General features: G+C 30.1%; 30 protein-coding genes. 29 read left to right on the top strand and 1 reads right to left on the bottom strand.

Annotated features, from left to right (window positions below; all coding sequences use genetic code 11):
- Nucleotide 1: 1 nt before the first annotated feature.
- A complete protein-coding gene (locus tag G9F70_RS15325; protein WP_125004731.1) occupies nucleotides 2-367 on the bottom strand; it encodes a helix-turn-helix transcriptional regulator in 366 nt (121 codons plus the stop codon).
- A 206-nt stretch (nucleotides 368-573) separates the two neighbouring features.
- Between G9F70_RS15325 and G9F70_RS15320 the strand changes: the two genes are divergently transcribed.
- The 29 genes from G9F70_RS15320 (at nucleotide 574) to G9F70_RS15180 (ending at nucleotide 16,607) form a co-directional block, all read left to right on the top strand.
- Complete coding sequence (locus G9F70_RS15320) at nucleotides 574-813, top strand: helix-turn-helix domain-containing protein (RefSeq protein WP_125004733.1); 240 nt, start codon at nucleotides 574-576, stop codon at nucleotides 811-813.
- Between the two features lie 98 nt (nucleotides 814-911).
- On the top strand, nucleotides 912-1,061 hold the full coding sequence (locus G9F70_RS15315; RefSeq protein WP_164943802.1) for a hypothetical protein: 150 nt from the start codon (nucleotides 912-914) through the stop codon (nucleotides 1,059-1,061).
- Nucleotides 1,062-1,191: 130 nt separating this feature from the next.
- Nucleotides 1,192-1,356, top strand: a complete 165-nt coding sequence (locus G9F70_RS15310) for a hypothetical protein (protein WP_164943801.1) — start codon at nucleotides 1,192-1,194, stop codon at nucleotides 1,354-1,356.
- A gap of 12 nt (nucleotides 1,357-1,368) precedes the next feature.
- On the top strand, nucleotides 1,369-2,133 hold the full coding sequence (locus tag G9F70_RS15305; RefSeq protein ID WP_164943800.1) for a phage antirepressor: 765 nt from the start codon (nucleotides 1,369-1,371) through the stop codon (nucleotides 2,131-2,133).
- Nucleotide 2,134: 1 nt separating this feature from the next.
- A complete protein-coding gene (locus tag G9F70_RS15300; RefSeq protein WP_164943799.1) occupies nucleotides 2,135-2,632 on the top strand; it encodes a hypothetical protein in 498 nt (165 codons plus the stop codon).
- A 187-nt stretch (nucleotides 2,633-2,819) separates the two neighbouring features.
- Entirely contained in the window at nucleotides 2,820-3,005 is a 186-nt protein-coding gene (locus G9F70_RS15295; protein ID WP_164943798.1) for a hypothetical protein, read from the top strand.
- Nucleotides 3,006-3,020: 15 nt separating this feature from the next.
- On the top strand, nucleotides 3,021-3,323 hold the full coding sequence (locus tag G9F70_RS15290) for a hypothetical protein (protein ID WP_164943797.1): 303 nt from the start codon (nucleotides 3,021-3,023) through the stop codon (nucleotides 3,321-3,323).
- Nucleotides 3,324-3,371: 48 nt separating this feature from the next.
- The gene (locus G9F70_RS15285; protein WP_224617602.1) at nucleotides 3,372-4,226 is read left to right on the top strand and encodes a hypothetical protein; all 855 of its coding nucleotides are present in this window, start codon (nucleotides 3,372-3,374) and stop codon (nucleotides 4,224-4,226) included.
- Nucleotides 4,177-5,112, top strand: coding sequence for an ATP-binding protein (locus G9F70_RS15280; protein ID WP_164943796.1), 936 nt, complete (start codon nucleotides 4,177-4,179; stop codon nucleotides 5,110-5,112). Before G9F70_RS15285 ends, G9F70_RS15280 begins: the two co-directional genes overlap by 50 nt.
- 34 nt (nucleotides 5,113-5,146) lie before the next feature.
- The gene (locus tag G9F70_RS15275) at nucleotides 5,147-5,299 is read left to right on the top strand and encodes a hypothetical protein (protein WP_164943795.1); all 153 of its coding nucleotides are present in this window, start codon (nucleotides 5,147-5,149) and stop codon (nucleotides 5,297-5,299) included.
- A 60-nt stretch (nucleotides 5,300-5,359) separates the two neighbouring features.
- Entirely contained in the window at nucleotides 5,360-5,644 is a 285-nt protein-coding gene (locus tag G9F70_RS15270; RefSeq protein ID WP_164943794.1) for a hypothetical protein, read from the top strand.
- 58 nt (nucleotides 5,645-5,702) lie between these two features.
- Nucleotides 5,703-6,260: a hypothetical protein gene (locus tag G9F70_RS15265; RefSeq protein WP_164943793.1), complete on the top strand. Its 558-nt coding sequence runs from the start codon at nucleotides 5,703-5,705 to the stop codon at nucleotides 6,258-6,260.
- Nucleotides 6,261-6,262: 2 nt separating this feature from the next.
- A complete protein-coding gene (locus G9F70_RS15260) occupies nucleotides 6,263-6,469 on the top strand; it encodes a hypothetical protein (RefSeq protein WP_164943792.1) in 207 nt (68 codons plus the stop codon).
- A gap of 49 nt (nucleotides 6,470-6,518) precedes the next feature.
- Nucleotides 6,519-6,686 (top strand): hypothetical protein, encoded by a 168-nt coding sequence (locus G9F70_RS15255; RefSeq protein WP_164943791.1) that lies wholly within the window; start codon nucleotides 6,519-6,521, stop codon nucleotides 6,684-6,686.
- Nucleotides 6,687-6,717: 31 nt separating this feature from the next.
- Entirely contained in the window at nucleotides 6,718-6,918 is a 201-nt protein-coding gene (locus G9F70_RS15250; protein WP_164943790.1) for a hypothetical protein, read from the top strand.
- 29 nt (nucleotides 6,919-6,947) lie between these two features.
- Nucleotides 6,948-7,166: a hypothetical protein gene (locus tag G9F70_RS15245; RefSeq protein ID WP_164943789.1), complete on the top strand. Its 219-nt coding sequence runs from the start codon at nucleotides 6,948-6,950 to the stop codon at nucleotides 7,164-7,166.
- On the top strand, nucleotides 7,150-7,338 hold the full coding sequence (locus tag G9F70_RS15240; RefSeq protein ID WP_164943788.1) for a hypothetical protein: 189 nt from the start codon (nucleotides 7,150-7,152) through the stop codon (nucleotides 7,336-7,338). The genes G9F70_RS15245 and G9F70_RS15240 overlap by 17 nt, the downstream gene beginning before the upstream one ends.
- A 2-nt stretch (nucleotides 7,339-7,340) precedes the next feature.
- A complete protein-coding gene (locus G9F70_RS15235; protein ID WP_164943787.1) occupies nucleotides 7,341-7,553 on the top strand; it encodes a hypothetical protein in 213 nt (70 codons plus the stop codon).
- A 3-nt stretch (nucleotides 7,554-7,556) separates the two neighbouring features.
- Nucleotides 7,557-7,823: a hypothetical protein gene (locus G9F70_RS15230; RefSeq protein ID WP_164943786.1), complete on the top strand. Its 267-nt coding sequence runs from the start codon at nucleotides 7,557-7,559 to the stop codon at nucleotides 7,821-7,823.
- A 245-nt stretch (nucleotides 7,824-8,068) separates the two neighbouring features.
- Nucleotides 8,069-8,689: a toxin regulator gene (locus G9F70_RS15225; RefSeq protein ID WP_164943785.1), complete on the top strand. Its 621-nt coding sequence runs from the start codon at nucleotides 8,069-8,071 to the stop codon at nucleotides 8,687-8,689.
- A gap of 415 nt (nucleotides 8,690-9,104) precedes the next feature.
- Nucleotides 9,105-9,827: a phosphoadenosine phosphosulfate reductase gene (locus tag G9F70_RS15220; protein ID WP_224617601.1), complete on the top strand. Its 723-nt coding sequence runs from the start codon at nucleotides 9,105-9,107 to the stop codon at nucleotides 9,825-9,827.
- Nucleotides 9,828-9,862: 35 nt separating this feature from the next.
- A complete protein-coding gene (locus tag G9F70_RS15215) occupies nucleotides 9,863-10,000 on the top strand; it encodes a hypothetical protein (protein ID WP_164943783.1) in 138 nt (45 codons plus the stop codon).
- A 364-nt stretch (nucleotides 10,001-10,364) separates the two neighbouring features.
- A complete protein-coding gene (gene xerA / locus G9F70_RS15210) occupies nucleotides 10,365-11,357 on the top strand; it encodes a site-specific tyrosine recombinase/integron integrase (protein ID WP_164943782.1) in 993 nt (330 codons plus the stop codon).
- 37 nt (nucleotides 11,358-11,394) lie between these two features.
- The gene (locus tag G9F70_RS15205) at nucleotides 11,395-11,544 is read left to right on the top strand and encodes a hypothetical protein (protein ID WP_164943781.1); all 150 of its coding nucleotides are present in this window, start codon (nucleotides 11,395-11,397) and stop codon (nucleotides 11,542-11,544) included.
- 533 nt (nucleotides 11,545-12,077) lie between these two features.
- Nucleotides 12,078-12,665 (top strand): recombinase family protein, encoded by a 588-nt coding sequence (locus G9F70_RS15200; protein ID WP_164943780.1) that lies wholly within the window; start codon nucleotides 12,078-12,080, stop codon nucleotides 12,663-12,665.
- Nucleotides 12,666-12,951: 286 nt separating this feature from the next.
- Complete coding sequence (locus tag G9F70_RS15195) at nucleotides 12,952-13,815, top strand: tyrosine-type recombinase/integrase (RefSeq protein ID WP_164943779.1); 864 nt, start codon at nucleotides 12,952-12,954, stop codon at nucleotides 13,813-13,815.
- Between the two features lie 33 nt (nucleotides 13,816-13,848).
- A complete protein-coding gene (locus G9F70_RS15190; RefSeq protein ID WP_164943778.1) occupies nucleotides 13,849-14,373 on the top strand; it encodes a hypothetical protein in 525 nt (174 codons plus the stop codon).
- Between the two features lie 141 nt (nucleotides 14,374-14,514).
- Nucleotides 14,515-14,910, top strand: a complete 396-nt coding sequence (locus tag G9F70_RS15185) for a phBC6A51 family helix-turn-helix protein (protein WP_164943777.1) — start codon at nucleotides 14,515-14,517, stop codon at nucleotides 14,908-14,910.
- 2 nt (nucleotides 14,911-14,912) lie between these two features.
- Nucleotides 14,913-16,607: a hypothetical protein gene (locus G9F70_RS15180; RefSeq protein ID WP_164943776.1), complete on the top strand. Its 1,695-nt coding sequence runs from the start codon at nucleotides 14,913-14,915 to the stop codon at nucleotides 16,605-16,607.
- The last annotated feature ends 159 nt before the right edge of the window (nucleotides 16,608-16,766 follow it).

Genomic DNA, 16,766 nt, shown 5'->3' with positions numbered 1-16,766 from the left:
TTTATCTTATCTTCCTTTCTATTTCTAACAGGACAGCCTTCTTTATTATTTCCCAAGCTTCATCACTTATATCAGTATCCGTTATTAATCCTTTTTCTATCATCTTATCTAAAACTAGATCTACACTGTTTGGGGCTTCATATTCTTCAACACCATCCATCCAATAGCTTAAAGACTTCTTGCTATGTTCAGCTAGTTTAACTAATATTTTTTTAGAAGGAACTCTTTCTCCATTTTCTAGATTTCCGATAGCACCTTTACTTATGCCTAGTTCCTCGGCAAGACGGACTTGACCTACCTTTTCATTTCGTTTCACTTCTAACTCTTTTCTATATTTTTTTAACTTTTCAGAAAATAACTTATTCATAATTAAACACCTCCTATTTATAGTATAGTATTTTTTCTCACATTTCAAGAGAATTAGCACGACAAATTATTCTTTCAAATTGTGAGAAATGTAGAAAAATGTAGCAAATCAAAGTATGAGTGGTTTATTTTCTTTAAATAGCAGAATATTCAATTTGGCTTTTCTTTCAATATGTGAGAATATAGTTATAGGAGGTGAACACGACAATGAATTTAAAAGAATTTAGAGATAGCAGAGGGTCGCAAAGAAAATTTGTAGTTGCTAATATCGGTATCTGCGGAAAACATCTTAATGATGTTGAGGCAGGAAGAGTTAATTTGACTGATAATGTTGCAACTAAACTTTCCCAATTTTATAACGTAAGTGTTGATACAATTAAAAAAATGTACGAGGAGGGTAAAAATGAGACAAACCGAGATACTAAAAAGGCAAGCGCAGCTTCTTAATGAAATTGAATTACTGTTTAATAAAAGCGTTAAAAATAAAAAGGTTAAACAAGAATAGTACAAGCTGACAATTTCATACAAAATATAGAGGTGATAATATGCCAGCAACAGTGACGATAGTTAGACCTAATAACACACCGGAAGAAGAAATAAAAGTATTGGAACGCATTTCACATGTAATAGAAAAAATAATAACTAAAGAATATGGTGTTAAAGTGAAATTTACACTAAAAAGATTAAGCAGCTAGGCGCTAACAGGATAAAAAGCAACGCACTAAAGATATAAAGTAGTAAGCACATCTAAACAATTCTAATCCAACCCGCACCACCCAAGGTGTACAAGCCTTAGTAGAGGGTAAAAAAATAAGGAGGACGAGCATGAACAATGATTTACCATTTTGGAAAGAAAATTTGGAAAGAGAAAAGAAAAGGCTTAAGGAGCTGTTTATATTTAGTAATGGTGTAGAACACAGCGCAACAATGGATGCCAAAAGGAATATAAAAAGATATGAAGCCAAGGTTAAGGAAATAGAGAAGCTTTAAGGAGGACAAGCAATGAATAAATTACAGATATTTAAAAATGAACAGTTTGGAGAAATAAGATGGATAAAAGTAAATGAAAAAGATTATGCAGTTGGAATTGATGTTGCAAAATCATTAGGATATAAAAATCCAAATGATGCAATTGCAAGACATTGCAAGGGGTACGTGAAACACGCAGTCCCTACAAATAGCGGAGAACAGCAAATGAATATTATTTCAGAAGGTGACATATACAGGTTAACAGCAAAATCAGAACTACCAGGAGCAGAAAAGTTTGAAAGTTGGATATTCGATGAAGTCCTTCCGCAAATAAGACAAACCGGTGGCTATATTCCATCAAATGAAAATGACAGTGACGAGGACATAATGGCAAAGGCCTTACTAATAGCAACTAGAAAGATAGAACTTAAAGACAAAGCTATTGCAGATAAGGACAAGCAGTTAACATTGCAAGAACCTAAAGTAATATTTGCTGATGCGGTAACAGCTTCCAACACATCAATTTTAGTTGGTGACCTAGCAAAGATACTAAAACAAAATGGCTTCGATGTAGGCGCAAATAGACTATTTGAAAAGTTAAGAATAATGGGATATTTGATATGCCGAAAAGGAACTGACTACAACATGCCAACTCAAAGGTCGATGGAGCTAGGGCTATTTCAAATCAAGGAAACTTCTATAGCACATAGTAATGGACATGTAAGTATCTCCAAGACACCTAAGGTAACTGGCAAAGGCCAAGTTTACTTTGTTAATAAATTTAAGGAGCTGAATTAAAATGATTAAAAAACAAACCTATATTAATGAGAGCAACCTAGCAAAAATAATACAGAGCAACAGCAACCACGTTATAAATTTAAAAGAGGAATCCTTTGAATACTCGAACGGAATGTTTATCGCTAGATGCACTTATGACTTAGATTTAGTTATTCAAAAATTATTCAAAGCTGGAGCGATTGCAAATTACAAGAACTGGACACCAGCAAGAACATTTGATTTTAAAGATATAACAGAATGTGAGGAAGAACTTGAAGCAACTAAAACAGCATATTTAAAAGTGAATGCGGATTTCATTTACAACATATTTAAAATAAATGGGGCGTATGTAACCTTTGATAAAAAGTATCTTGATATATTTAAGAATGTTGAATATAAGGCATCTAACAATAGTTCGGAAATTCCTAACTTAAGGATATATGGCAATGGAGAACTTGTAGGCATACTAATGGCAGTTAAACAAGACAATGGCTTATTAAGCGAAATTATAGGCGGTTAGCCATGGATAAAGTAATCTGCATAGTTTGCAACCGCCCTCTTAAGGACCCGCTAAGCCGAAAAATAAAATGTGGCCCTAAATGTCTGAAAATCTTAAATGAAGCTAAAAAGATTTATAAGTCTAAAAATAAAAATTATAAAAGAATTGAGATTAAGGGACAGACAAATTTGTTTAAGGAGTGAATATGATGTCAAAAAAACTACTAGAGCAGAGACTTGGACAAGAGATTACAGATGCAGAATTTAAAATAATAATGGAAATCACAACAGATGATATTAAATTTAATAGGATTAGCTTTAAAAAATATACAAGCCTAGATTATGTTTTAGATATAGCAGCAAAGAGTGCTGAAATATTTAAAAGATGTGCGTAGCGAGAAGGTGAGAAAATGCTGGAAGAACTAAATACACCAATAGAATACGATAAATATGGTCGGATGGGTTACAATCCCATATTTCATGAAAACAATGGAAAGCCTTGGCATATAGAGGATACTAAATATTTGACCGACTGGTATGACATTATAGGTCCCGAAGAAATAAGTTTTGCAATAGATAGAACTATTAAATCGGTGATGCATAAAGTTACCCTGCTGCGCAAGGAGGGCAAAATGAAAAAAACTTTAAAAAATGTTAATACGAAGAGAATAAAAAAGAACCCTTTGGAGAGGGTCCAGTCAAAACAATTCTAATGACATTATACATGTCAAATATAAATTAATCAACATGGAGGTTAATAAATGGCACAAAGAAGAATGTTTTCTCTAAAAATTATAAATTCAGCAAGATTTTTAAAAATGCCTATAAGTTCTCAACTATTATATTTTCATTTAGGATTAAATGCCGATGATGATGGAGTCGTTGAGGGATACAACGTAATAAGAATGACAAATTGCACTGAAGATGATTTAAAAATACTTGTAGCAAAAGAATTGGTAATAGTTTTAAATGCGGATTTAGTTTCTTTTATAACAGATTGGCAAGAACATAATTTAATAAGACCAGATAGAAAAATAAATAGTATTTATAAGGATTTACTATTGCAAATGGTTACGGAAGTTAAATTATTGGAATCTAAACCTAGATCAAATTTAAAAGCAAAAAAAACCATAAATAATAGTGGACAACCATTGGACGACCATTGGACGACAAATGGACCGCATAGGTTAGGTAAGGTTAGGTTAGTTAAGGGTAGGTTAGGTAAGGTTAAGTTAGGTAAGTTTAGGTTATTCTTAAGAAAAAAAATACCAACTAAAGTTGGGGTCAGTAGTAAACTTCAACCAGTTATAGACAAATGGAATTCATTAAATTTATCTAAAATAATAAATATAAAAGGTACTAGGCTAAAACTCGTAAAAGCTAGGATAAAAGAATATAGCATAGAAGATGTGCTTAAGGCTATAGAAATTATCAAGATAAGCAATTTTTTAAAAGGACAAAACAAGACCAGCTGGGTTATAACTTTTGATTGGTTCATCAAACCTAATAATTTTATAAAGGTGTTAGAGGGCAATTATAAAGATAATAAGGGGGTGATGGTTAATAATGGAACTAATATCGGAAATTCTACACTGTACACCAAATCAAAATTCTGATGAATGCGGAATAGTTCATTGCAATAACTCACAGGCTATAGAAGCTGGTAGACATTCAATTAAAACTCCAACAATTGAATGTGGATTTTGCAACAATATGTTAGAACAAACAGGATTTTATTTAACTAACTCAATATTTTCAAGGGGGTGGCTATCCAGGGGTGAATATGAAAGATGTGGATGCAAGGATGCTGAAAAATACTGGGTTGAATTTGATGAACAATTAAAGCTAAAAAAAGAAAATGAAGAAAAAAAAGAAGCTGAAAGGCAGTACAAGGAAAGACTTGAAAAAATGATAAAGCAAAGTAACTTAGGAGAAAAATTTAAGACTAGAACCTTTACCACATTTAAAATATCTAATGAAAATAAAGTGGCCCATGAAACTTGCAGAAGATATGCAGAAAAATTTAAGGCGTTGAATAAAAAAGGAATAGGGTTATTGATAACAGGGAACTATGGAGCAGGCAAAACACACTTAGCAGCAGCCATAGCGCATGAGTTAATAAAACAAAATTACCAACCGATATTCGGAACTCTAATCACTTTATTAGGAAAAGTTAAAGCAAGCTATGGTGACACACACTCTAAAGAAAATGAAGAACAAATTATAAATAGATATATAAATTGTGATTTGCTGATTATAGATGACCTGGGTAAAGAAAAGCCTACGGAATGGATCCTTGAAAAATTATATTATATTGTAAATTGTAGATATGAAAATAATAAACCTATTACAATAACTAGCAATTACAATGATACAAAATTAATGGACAGACTAACAGTAGGTGATAATTTAGAAACCTCAGAAGCAATTGTATCAAGAATGTTTGAAATGTGCCAGGGGGTGAATATGCAAGAATGTAAGGATTATAGAAGGGAAATCTAATAATGGGCAAGGATGAAATAAATGGAGGGCAATAATGGGACAAATATTTATAAAAGTTAAAAAGAACGGACATTGGATTAATAAAGATGTAACAACTGCTACGTATCAGGAGCGTATGGAATTTTATCAAATATCAAGAAAATATCAAATAATTAATATGATTGAAAAATTAATTAAAAATGAATAAAGTTGTTTTAGTTGGTTAGTTCGTCTTAGCTAAACATTGTGAAGTTGAAAGGAGTATATAATGAGTAATTTAAAAAAGGCTTTATATGTATTGTTATATGACCAATCTGATTCAGGGGACTTGGAAGTTAATGATTCAGATGAAACATATGTTGACCATATTGTAAATGCGTTGATTGAGAAAAATGGAATGGTTTGTCCTTTCAAGAATTATGATTGCATAGGACATTGTAAGGTAAATCATATAGGGTGCATAGAAGGTTTGAGTATTGATTGTAATGGAGAGCGTGAGGATATATGGAAAGATTTTATTGGCATAGAAACCGAAGATAATGATAGCGAGTAATACGTAATAATGCAATAAAAATTTCAGAACTAGAAGAAAAATTGAGGGGGATGTATTGATGGAAAATAAAAATAAAAGAAACTGCAACACCTGCAAGCATGGGAACATATTTGGTAAATGTGAAACTTTAAAAAATAATGAGGACTATCAAGCTATCATTAAAGATAGTAAGCCTTTTGACACTGGAAAATGGAGGTTTAAAGATAATTTCATTTGTGACAATTATAAGTGCAGATATATTGAATACCCTTTAGAAGTATCCAAAATAAACAAAAACACAGAGCAAATATGTTTAAGGGATAGCGAAGTAGGCAAATTTGCCAAAATAGCACCTTGTGCAAAAGAACATGAAGGGAAGACCTATCTAGGAATTTATTTGGGAGATTTACCAATAGGTAATCATATATCACATAATCCTACAACAAAAGAGTTAAACATTAGTTTTGATACTAATCCTGCTATATTTGTTTTTGACTTAAATAAAATCATTTACGGATGCGCCAGTTGGTGGAGCATTATTGAAAAAGAAGAGGATTTAAAAGATATAACAAATGTGGACATAGAAAATGTTTGGTATATAAAGGCCTTAAAATCAATGTCAGAAGCGAATGAATAGAAATGAAAGCAGGAGAAGTTTCAGAAAAATGGACAAGTAAAATGTCTATAGAAGTCACTAATATACCTAAAGAAAAAGTTACAAGTATTGCTAATGAAGTAGGAGAAATTCTGAAAAGAGAAGGAATTAAATTTGATTATGGTGGAATTGGAGCAGGGTTAACTGGAGATAGAATTTGTGGAATTGATTTTGAAGTAATGGAGGAATAAGTTAGATTTAATTAAAAGTGGGTTAGGACTTGATAGTGTAGATGAATTAATGAAAAAAAGCAACAGCTTAGGCAAAGAATTTTATGAGTTAGTACAAAAAATGTATGTTGAAAAGGATAGTAAAAAGCTTTTAGATATTTTAGAAAAAATGAAAAAAATAAAAGCTGAACTTGAAAAAACAGATAAGAAAGTAAATAAAATTTTAGATATAAGATAATACGGAATATGAGAAAAGGAGAATGAAAAGTATGATTGAAAAAGCTAATTTATTTACAGTTTCTATTAAAAATGATGGTACTACAAACGAGGGTATTATAGATGTTGAGTTTGATGAATCATTATTAGCATTTGCAACGCAAGAAGAATTATTTAATGAGTTAGAAGGCGAAATGGATGCATTAATGCCTATGGTTGCAAAGATTATTAACTTAATAAAATCTAAAGGTTAAGACAAAATATGAAAATTGGAGGTGAAGTCATGGCTAATGATTGCATACTTGAAACTTGTATATATTGTGATGAATTTGTGTGGGAAGATGAATATTATGGCTTCACCAAAGATATGAATTTCCTTCACAAAGATTGTAAAAACAAATATTCACATAATGAACTTTTAGAAATTGAAAACAAAAAGTTAAAAAGAAAAATTGCAGAATTAGAAAGGAAAATTGGAGGTAATCATGGAGTATATAAATAAACTTGATATAGAAATACAAAACATACCTAAAGAAAGGTTCCAAAAAATAAAAGAAGAAATAGGCATGGTTCTTAGAGAAAATAATTTAAGTTTAGATCAAGAAAAAAGCGGATATGTCGAAGCTGGGTTTAGTGGCAAATGTGGTGGAATTACTTTAGTTTTGGAGGGGTAAAAATGGGAATAGATATAAGTAATTATAAAATGATATATAACGATCAAGTATTTAATGTTGTAGGTATTATACCAACTATAGATTATCTTGAAGAAACTAATAGAACTAATAAAAAATGCAAGGTTAAATTTATTGAAGCATCGGTTATAAATGAAAATGGAGAACTGCAAATAATTAATGATGAAGCTTTTATGTTTAAGTTTGTAAGGAGATAAAATATGAAAGAAGATATGATTGTTGAATTATCAAAGTATTCTAAAGAAACTTTAATAAAAGCATTTATTAAAAATAATCTATTTGGTAAGGATGACCTTTTGAGAAATGTAAAGTCTATAGAATTTGATAATATTCAATTAAAACAAAAGAAACTTACAGCTGAAATGAAAAAACTTCATCCTTGGAATGACCACACAAAATATGTTGAGTTAAGAAACAAATATGATAAATATGATAAACAAATTAATAAATTATTAAAATTAATGTGATACGGAATATGAAAAAAGGTCGACGTAACTATTGAAATTGAAAGTACGAACAATGTTCTTTGAAAATTGAATAATACGGTATTTTAAAATGAAAATATTTACTATTGTAGAAATGTAATAATGTGAAAATATGTATAGTATGCTATAATTTCTATATAACTAGGTCGAAGTTGTAATATAAAGCTCATGTAATAATTGTAAAAATGTGATATAATTGGCGAGGTAAAAGTAGAGGGGGAATTGGTGTGGAAGGCAAAATTTATAAGAAATGGTGGTTTTGGCTAATTGTATTAGTTATATTTGGAAAAATAGGTTCAGCAGGTAACGACGATAAACCTAGCATTGAAACTACTACTAAGCCTGTAGTTACAGAAAAGAAAGAAAAAACCGCAGAAGAGATTAAAAAAGAAGCTGATGAAAAAGCAAAGGCTGATGCTAAAGCTAAAGCTCAAGTCGCCAAAGATGAAGAAACAGCTAGATTGCAAGCTATTGAAGACAAAAAAGCTGAAGCAGCTGCAAGAGAAGCAGAAAAACCAACGTATGATACAGGTATAACCTATGATCAACTAGCTCGAACACCCGATAAGTATTTTGATCAAAAGGTTAAATTCTACGGAAAAGTAATACACGTTATGGAAGATCGTTTATACGTAAAATTAAGAATAGCTGTAAATGATAATTATGACACTATTTTAATAGCAACATGTTATAAAAATCAGTTTGATTCAAGAGTATTGGAAAATGATGAAATTACTATTAGAGGAGTATCGACAGGAATTACTGATTATGGATTTACTCGTAAGTCGACTAAGGGGGGGAAAGTAATGTTACCAGGAGTAGGAGTAGATATGATTGACTATAATTAGCTAACATAAAAAGACACTGGATAAAATGCTTTGGTTGACAGAACAATGGTTTGAGATAGATTCTTTATTATGTTCCTAATAAGCATGATAAGAACTTGTTTTCTTCACAATGTTCTTTTAGAACGTCGCAACTATTAAAACCGAATAATCTCTTTAAAACACCGTATTATTCAATCGAATTTTACGGCATTTTTACGTCGTACTTCAAAAATAATCAGAAATAAAAACTAAGGAGAATATTAAGGGCATGAATAATAAATTAATTAAAAAGGAAGGGGTAATACATAACTAATCCTGGTAGACCAGGTTTCCTTGTAAGTTTATATTGACCGCAAGGGTAAAACGAAGGAATGTCGGCTAAGTGTAAAAACTTATGAAAAGAGAACGGTACTAATTGTTTCCACTAACGGATTATATGTTAGTGGTTGTTATGAAAGTATGTTGGATTTCGGCAGGAGTATCAAGCTTTATAGCTGGGTACATGATGAAAGAATCGGTAGATGAATTTATATACACGCACATTGATGAACAACATTCAGATTCACTAAGATTTATAAAAGATTGCGAAAAAGCATTAGGAAAGCCTGTGAGAATACTACAAAGTCCTTATAAATCAGTTAGCAATGTTATACAAACATTTAGATTTATTAATGGCCCATACGGAGCAAAGTGTACAGACGTTTTGAAAAAAAGAGTTAGAAAAGAATGGGAATATGGGAAAACTGATTTAACTTATATCTGGGGATTTGATAGTTCTAAGAGAGAACGCCAAAGAGCTAACAGAACAGTTGAAACAATGGATAAATTTAATCATGAATTTCCACTGATAGATAGGAACCTAACCAAAGAGGATTGCCATGGAATACTTAGGAGTTTAGGCATTAAAAGACCTACAATGTATGATTTAGGCTATAGAAATAACAACTGTATTGGATGCGTTAAAGGTGGCATGGGTTACTGGAATAAAATCAGAGTGGATTTCCCAGAGGTGTTTGCAATAAGGTCAAAGCAAGAGCGTGAAGTTGGTCATACTTGCCTAAAAGGAATTTATCTTGATGAATTAGACCCAACCAGAGGGAAAATAGAAGATGAAGTTATGGATGATTGCGGTATCATGTGCCAGATAAATTTAAAATAGTTTAATTCACAGTTCCAAAATATATCGATATGTGCATGATGATTGCAAAAGGTCAAAAAGTATATTATGGAGAGCTTCTGAAGGAAGGATTTACAGAGGAGCAAGCAATAAAAATCGTAATGGCACATGGTATGTATCCAGGCAAAACAGATAGACAAATAGGAAATGAATAATAAATAAAAACAACATATTTCTTTAATTAAGTAAAAAACATTTTGAAAATGTAATAACAATAATATGTATAAAAAATTATGGCTTAAATTAAGCTAAAAAAAATGGTGATATTTCACACTAAAATAATAAGGAAGGTGAAAAAATGAAATATGGCAATACAATAGAGCCTCCTCCTTGGTAAGTTTTTAAAAATAAAAAATCTAAGCTGTTTTTAATTGAATATTTATAATAGCTATAACTGAAAAAAGAGAGTCCCAGTCTGAACAACTTAAACTCTCTTCTTTCTTAAATCTCTCACAGGAGATATAGCTATTATATACCTATATCTCCTGTGTAGCAAAAATTCTAGGAGGTACAGGTATAATGAGCATAGCAAACAACGAAATAATTATTAGATTAGTAGGAAAATTAACGTTGGAGTTCCCGAATATAGATCAGCTTAAGGTTAGAGAAATAGCAGAGGAAATTTTATACAAATATGATGTAGTTCCTCAGGAAACAGGACTTGTAACAAGTAACGATACAGAAGAAAAACTTCAAATTTATTTAATGGTAAAAAAACTAGATGGATTAAGCATAAAAACATTAAAAGGATATAATCGAGAAATATTAAAATTCGCTAATACTCTTATAAAGCCTCTTGCCACTATTACTACGATAGATCTTAGAGTTTATTTGGCCCAAAGATGTAATAAACTGATGCCTTCATCCACCAATACTCAAATAAATATATTAAAATCTTTTTTTGGATGGTTGCATCAAGAAGAATACATTCCAAAGAATCCAATGTTAATAATACATGAAACAAAAGTGCCAGGACGACTAAGAGAAGCATTAACATTAGATGAAGTAGAAATATTAAGACAGAAATGTAAGAATTTACGCGAGAAAACAATACTTGAATTCGCATACTCGACTGGGTGCCGCCTAAGTGAAATCGTTGATGTTAATATAAAGGACTTAAATTTTCACGATAAAACACTAAAAGTTATAGGAAAAGGTGACAAAGAAAGAGTTGTATGTTTCAATACAAAATCAAAATACCTACTAAAAGAATATATATCATCAAGAAATGACAGTACACCTGCTTTATTCGTAGCTAACAAAGGAACGCATGCAAGACTTGGCGGTAGAAGCATAGAAAATGAAGTTAAAAAAATTGCTGTAAGAGCAAATTTAGGAAAGTCAATATATCCTCATTTATTACGCCATAGTATAGCCACACACTTATTATCTGGTGGAATGTTATTGCATAATGTACAAAAACTACTTGGGCATAGCGATCCAAAAACAACTCAAATTTATGCAGAAACTTCAATCGAAAATGTTATTTATGAATATAAAAGAATTTCTTAATATAAAAAGACTTAACAAATTTAGGAGGTAAATATAGATGGGTTTTGAAAAGATATCTTTAAGTGGAGAAATTGAAAATATTAAAGATAAAATAGTTAAAGAACTAGAACTGGGTAAGGAAATTAATTTAAAAAATACACCTAAGGGATTAAAGGTACAGGTTATAAAAGCAAGTATACTTAGATAAATAATTAATAAATGGGACAGTACAACTTATAGAAATGCTATAGAAAAGTTAGATATGGCATAGGGGTATATTTTAAATACAAAAACTGGAAAGCTATATTTTAATGTAAAGCAAGCCTTTATAAAATATAGCTTGACATATATTATTTACCTGTCCAACAAAACAGAGATTATATGTGAGTACTCAATTTAAATTAAAATATTAAATGTACCTCAATCCTAGTAATAGCAACATTATTGACATAAATGTACTTTTAAAAAATTTAGAGGCAAAAGAGGACAAATGGGTCTAGTTTATAAATCTTCTTGTTATACAGTGTCCCGTAAATCCATTTTAATACAAATCTTGTTAAAAAAATAACAATCAATATAAAAGAAAGCTAAGGCACTCAGCTGCCTTGGATTTCTTTTATATTTCTATAATTTAAGTTTGTAATCATAAGTGTACACTATTGACAGTAACAATTTTATCATGTAAAATCAACTTATAGAACTTAATCAAAAGTAGTAATCAAAACGATAGGAGGATTTTACATGATATATGGGTATGCTAGGATATCAACGTGGAAACAAATCCAAGGTAATAGTTTAGAGGATCAAGTAAGTATGTTAAATAAAAATGGATGTACCAAGATTATCCAAGAACAATTTACAGGCAAGACTACGGATAGACCACTTTTTAATAAGTTAGTAGATAAACTAAATGATAATGATAGTTTGATGGTTTGTAAGTTAGATAGGCTCGCTAGGAGTACTACAGAAGGATTACAGATAGTTCAGACGCTTGTAGACAAAGGTGTTAAACTAGTAATACTTAATATGGGTACATTTGATAACACTCCATCTGGTAGACTTTCACTTACTATGTTTCTTGCTTTTGCGCAATTCGAGCGTGACATGATTATTGAGAGAACTCAAGCTGGTAAAGAAGTTGCTAAGACTAAGGCAGGATTTAAGGATGGTAGACCTAAACTATATACAGATGTACAATTAAATATGGCTTTAGATTTATTAAAAGAGAATAGTTATAAGCAAGTAGCAACTATGACAAAGATAAGTGAAGCAACTCTAGTAAGAGCAATGAGAAAAAGAAAGGCTGAAGCTATTCAGACTGAGGTATAATAACTAAAATAAAAATTAAATGATTGCATGCTTGTAAAACTATACAATTAAATGTAAAATAGTAAGTAGAGTAAGCGTATATTTCTATAAATTGATATAGATAGATTTTGAAATCCCCCCAAATTAAAAACATAGTAGGAATACTAATTTAGACAGACGATTTTTTGTAAAATTTTTCGACCTTAATAATAGCCTATAACCAAATGGGGTTATAGTAGAGCTAATGGAGCTGATAACTAATTTTTAGTTAATGGCTCTTTTATTTTTTTTGAAAGGAGGAAGTTATTTGTTAAATTATATAGATGAATTTGAATTATATATGAAAGCTGATAAGAATAGTGAGAATACAATTAAAAACTATATACCTGATATTGAAAAGATGTTAACTTTTCTTAATAAAGATCCATTGGATATTAAGAGTATGGATATAGCTAATTTTATTAATTCACTTGAAGCTCAGGAACTTAATGCAAAGACTATAAATAGAAAAATATATGCAATTTATAAATATATTCAGTTTTTGAATAGTGAGTATGATTTTAAAATTAATTTTAATATTAAAAAAATGAAAATGAAAATTGGAATGCAGGAGTATGGAAGAAACGTTTTAAATAAAACTGATTTTAAAAGAATAGTAAATGCATCGATTAGAGATAAAAATATATTAGTTACCACATTACTTATGACATTTTATCTTACTGGAATGCGTGTTAGTGAAGTATTAAGTATTAAGATTAAAGATACAAATGAAAAAGAAATAAAAGTTGTTGGGAAAGGTAGAAAACAAAGATTTGTAGCAATACCTGATGAGCTTAGAAAGCTATTTAAAGAATATGCCGCTACTAGTATTAGGCGTGAATCAAAACAGAAATTTCTTTTTATAAATAAAACAAAGGATAGTAGATTGTCATCTTGGATGTGTGATTATTGGATTAAAAGGTATGCTAGTGATACAAAGGTTGAATTAAAAAAAGCTCATTGCCATAATATAAGGCATTTGTTTTGTTATGTGTGTATAAATGAGCGTGGAATGACAATTGACGAAGTTGCACAAAGGGTAGGTCATTCTGATATAAACATTACTAAAATATATACCAAAAGGACGAGAAAGCAACTAGTTGATGATGCAAGAAATTTTAAATTAGAATAATAAGAGGAGTATCATAAATACGGAGGGGTAAATATGGAAAATATTATTTATACAGATAAAACAATAAAAAAAATAATTATTGAAGCAATTAAAGAGTTTGATAAAGAACAAAAATATGAGCAAAAGAAAAAAGTGTTTCATAATACCAGGTTACTAATGTCTAACTATAATAGCTTAAGGAACCATGTAGGAAATGCTGTAGATGATATTAATAAATTAAAAAACCATGAACTCCAAGAAAGTAATTACATCGATATTACTCAAGGATATGATGAGCTTTATATATATGCTATAAAGAAAAGCAAAATAAAGACATTGATTATGATAGCTCATATAGATGTTGCATTAGAAGCTCTAAAAGAAAACCAGTGTAAAATAGGTACTAATTGTAAGTATGAAGCATTAGAGATGTTTTATTTAAGTGAGATGAGATACGAAGATATACAAGAACATTTTCAATGCAGCAAAAATACTCCGGGAAGATGGATAAACCAAATGCTCAATGAACTTAGTATATTAATATTTGGGTTAGACGGATTAAAATCATATATGATGTAATGATGGGGATTTTATGGGGTTGCAATGGGGTTACAAATGTATTAAGATGATATTATGCAAAACTATAAATTCAAAGCGCTAGAGAATTCTTTATTGAATTAATGGCGCTTTTTTTATTGAAAAAATAAGGAAGGTGAAGCAATGGATGAGAATAAAGAATATATACCTACATTAGCAGAAAAGAAAATTTTGGAAGCATTAGCTGAACCAGAAAACTATACAGCTTCTATTACTGATCTTTGTAAAAAAGCAGATGTTGGAAGAAACACTTATTATAATATGTGTAAGAAGCCGCAATTTGTAAAAATGAGAAATGAAATTCTTAATAGATTATTTGAAAACTTTGTTCCCGAGGTAAAAAAAGCTGCAGTCAAATATGCTATAAGTAATGCTAAAAACTTTCAAGACAGAAAGATGATATTAGAGATGGCTGGGGAGTATAGACCTAAACAGGATATAAACCTAGTAGACGATAATATTAATACATCAGAATTAAAAAAAGAATTAGATAAACTTGAAAAATTACAAGGTAAATAAATATGGAAATAGAATATGATTTAGGAAAAGAAAACAGAAAAATTCTATACATTTATTTAAAGAAACATTATGGCCAAGTTAAAGCCGAAGAATTAATGATAAAAAATAATAATAACTTATTTGGTTATCATGGTTTGGCTTGGGTATTAGGTGAACGAGATTTTGATTTCTTCTGTGAGTATTTTTTGCAAGATACATTTACTCCAAAGCCAACTAATGCAGCTAGAAATTTAGCCCCAATCCATTTTGAGGTTTGGGATAATATAAAAAGAATGTTTCAAAATGATGAATTTGATAACCTTGAACTTATACTTCCTAGAGGTACAGCAAAAACAACCGTAGTTAACTTTGCTGTTTCTGTCTGGCTACATAGTTATTCTAAATCTATTTATACACTTGTATGCGGTAAAACAGAACAGGATTCTATCGAATTTATGGCACAAACTAAACAAGCTTTTGAAGAAAATAAATATATAATTCAAGCTTTTGGAGCATTAATTGATAACAAGAATTGTACAGTAAACAAACTTGAATTAGAGCTGTCTAATAAAACTAAAGTACAAGCTATTTCTTCTACATCTTCAGTCAGAGGAAAAAAATTTAATGGATCAAGGCCGAGCGTAATAATAGCAGATGATTATCAAGGTAAAAGTGATGTTATTACACAAGAAGCAAGGGACAAAAAATATAATACATGGATAGAAGATGCTGGATATGCAGGAGATGAAGCCGTTATTCGTAATGGTGTTAAGGTTAAACAGGCTACAAAATTCATTGTATTAGGAACTATCTTACACAGAGATTGCTTTATGTCGAGACTTCTGAACAATAAGGATTATAACCATATTTTGAAAAGGGTAGTAGAGTTTGATGTAGATGAATATTTAAACGATGGACTTTGGGGAGAATTTAGAACAATTTATTTTAATAATAAATTGAAGGATTCTGCTTCAGAAGCTAAAGAGTTTTATTATCAGAATGAAGAGGCAATGAAATATAATACTATATGGAATGATAAATTTGATTGTTTGAAGTTAGCTATAAGGTATTTTAATAACTCTCGTGGATTCAAACAAGAAATGATGAACGATGCTTCTAAGATAGGAGAAAAATGGTTTAAATCTAATAGAGCAGAAATAAATATTGAAAATCATAAATTCATTAAGACAATGTTATGTGTGGATCCTGCTTCTACCTCTAAAAAAACTAGTGATAGTTTTGCTTTTTTAGTTGGATCTTTAGCCGATAACGATTTTAAATATGTAAGAAAAGCTGAACTCTTAAAAATAGATGCAAGAACTGAATTTGATAAATATATTAATCATATGATTGAATTATTAAAAAAGTATACTGATATAAATACAATTTATATTGAAAAAAATACATTCAATGGTAGTGATGCAAATATATTAGAAAAATCTATTAAGGCTGATAACCTATTAAGAGGTAAAAAATTTACTATCATAAATGAAGCTCAAAAGTTAAATAAGGATGATAAAATTGCGACTATTGTAGCTGATGTAAATAATGGACGTATAATTTTCAATGAAGAGGATATAGATTTTACAGATGAATTAATGGATTTTTGTGGTCAAGATTTTTCAGCTCATGATGATGCTCCTGATATAGTTTCTGAATTTGCAAATAGAATTAAAGACGTTAAAAGCACAGGTCAATTTAAGATGACTTGGGTTTAAGTGAAAGGTGGTTTTAATTTGGTAGCTAAAAGAACTTGGAAAGAATTTAGAGAGAGTGGACTTTTAACTCATTAATTCATACGTTTGGTTGGGCTATTGTAGTTAGTATTGATGATAATGAAGAAGTAACCGAAGCTTATCCAGCAAGAGTTAAGTTCA

It is taken from the genome of Clostridium sp. FP1, assembly GCF_011065975.2.
Lineage (GTDB): Bacteria > Bacillota > Clostridia > Clostridiales > Clostridiaceae > Clostridium_AD > Clostridium_AD tagluense.
This window is presented reverse-complemented; position numbering and strand designations above follow the sequence as displayed.

Coding starts and splice junctions, on each gene's coding strand:
- G9F70_RS15325 (WP_125004731.1), bottom strand. CDS start 367: ATGAATAAGTTATTTTCTGAAAAGTTAAAAAAATATAGAAAAGAGTTA.
- G9F70_RS15320 (WP_125004733.1), top strand. CDS start 574: ATGAATTTAAAAGAATTTAGAGATAGCAGAGGGTCGCAAAGAAAATTT.
- G9F70_RS15235 (WP_164943787.1), top strand. CDS start 7,341: ATGGGAATAGATATAAGTAATTATAAAATGATATATAACGATCAAGTA.
- G9F70_RS15220 (WP_224617601.1), top strand. CDS start 9,105: ATGTTAGTGGTTGTTATGAAAGTATGTTGGATTTCGGCAGGAGTATCA.
- G9F70_RS15310 (WP_164943801.1), top strand. CDS start 1,192: ATGAACAATGATTTACCATTTTGGAAAGAAAATTTGGAAAGAGAAAAG.
- G9F70_RS15295 (WP_164943798.1), top strand. CDS start 2,820: ATGTCAAAAAAACTACTAGAGCAGAGACTTGGACAAGAGATTACAGAT.
- G9F70_RS15260 (WP_164943792.1), top strand. CDS start 6,263: ATGAAAGCAGGAGAAGTTTCAGAAAAATGGACAAGTAAAATGTCTATA.
- G9F70_RS15180 (WP_164943776.1), top strand. CDS start 14,913: ATGGAAATAGAATATGATTTAGGAAAAGAAAACAGAAAAATTCTATAC.
- G9F70_RS15265 (WP_164943793.1), top strand. CDS start 5,703: ATGGAAAATAAAAATAAAAGAAACTGCAACACCTGCAAGCATGGGAAC.
- G9F70_RS15280 (WP_164943796.1), top strand. CDS start 4,177: ATGGAACTAATATCGGAAATTCTACACTGTACACCAAATCAAAATTCT.
- xerA (WP_164943782.1), top strand. CDS start 10,365: ATGAGCATAGCAAACAACGAAATAATTATTAGATTAGTAGGAAAATTA.
- G9F70_RS15240 (WP_164943788.1), top strand. CDS start 7,150: ATGGAGTATATAAATAAACTTGATATAGAAATACAAAACATACCTAAA.
- G9F70_RS15285 (WP_224617602.1), top strand. CDS start 3,372: ATGGCACAAAGAAGAATGTTTTCTCTAAAAATTATAAATTCAGCAAGA.
- G9F70_RS15255 (WP_164943791.1), top strand. CDS start 6,519: ATGAAAAAAAGCAACAGCTTAGGCAAAGAATTTTATGAGTTAGTACAA.
- G9F70_RS15275 (WP_164943795.1), top strand. CDS start 5,147: ATGGGACAAATATTTATAAAAGTTAAAAAGAACGGACATTGGATTAAT.
- G9F70_RS15290 (WP_164943797.1), top strand. CDS start 3,021: ATGCTGGAAGAACTAAATACACCAATAGAATACGATAAATATGGTCGG.
- G9F70_RS15250 (WP_164943790.1), top strand. CDS start 6,718: ATGATTGAAAAAGCTAATTTATTTACAGTTTCTATTAAAAATGATGGT.
- G9F70_RS15315 (WP_164943802.1), top strand. CDS start 912: ATGCCAGCAACAGTGACGATAGTTAGACCTAATAACACACCGGAAGAA.
- G9F70_RS15305 (WP_164943800.1), top strand. CDS start 1,369: ATGAATAAATTACAGATATTTAAAAATGAACAGTTTGGAGAAATAAGA.
- G9F70_RS15230 (WP_164943786.1), top strand. CDS start 7,557: ATGAAAGAAGATATGATTGTTGAATTATCAAAGTATTCTAAAGAAACT.
- G9F70_RS15245 (WP_164943789.1), top strand. CDS start 6,948: ATGGCTAATGATTGCATACTTGAAACTTGTATATATTGTGATGAATTT.
- G9F70_RS15270 (WP_164943794.1), top strand. CDS start 5,360: ATGAGTAATTTAAAAAAGGCTTTATATGTATTGTTATATGACCAATCT.
- G9F70_RS15190 (WP_164943778.1), top strand. CDS start 13,849: ATGGAAAATATTATTTATACAGATAAAACAATAAAAAAAATAATTATT.
- G9F70_RS15300 (WP_164943799.1), top strand. CDS start 2,135: ATGATTAAAAAACAAACCTATATTAATGAGAGCAACCTAGCAAAAATA.
- G9F70_RS15205 (WP_164943781.1), top strand. CDS start 11,395: ATGGGTTTTGAAAAGATATCTTTAAGTGGAGAAATTGAAAATATTAAA.
- G9F70_RS15215 (WP_164943783.1), top strand. CDS start 9,863: ATGATGATTGCAAAAGGTCAAAAAGTATATTATGGAGAGCTTCTGAAG.
- G9F70_RS15200 (WP_164943780.1), top strand. CDS start 12,078: ATGATATATGGGTATGCTAGGATATCAACGTGGAAACAAATCCAAGGT.
- G9F70_RS15185 (WP_164943777.1), top strand. CDS start 14,515: ATGGATGAGAATAAAGAATATATACCTACATTAGCAGAAAAGAAAATT.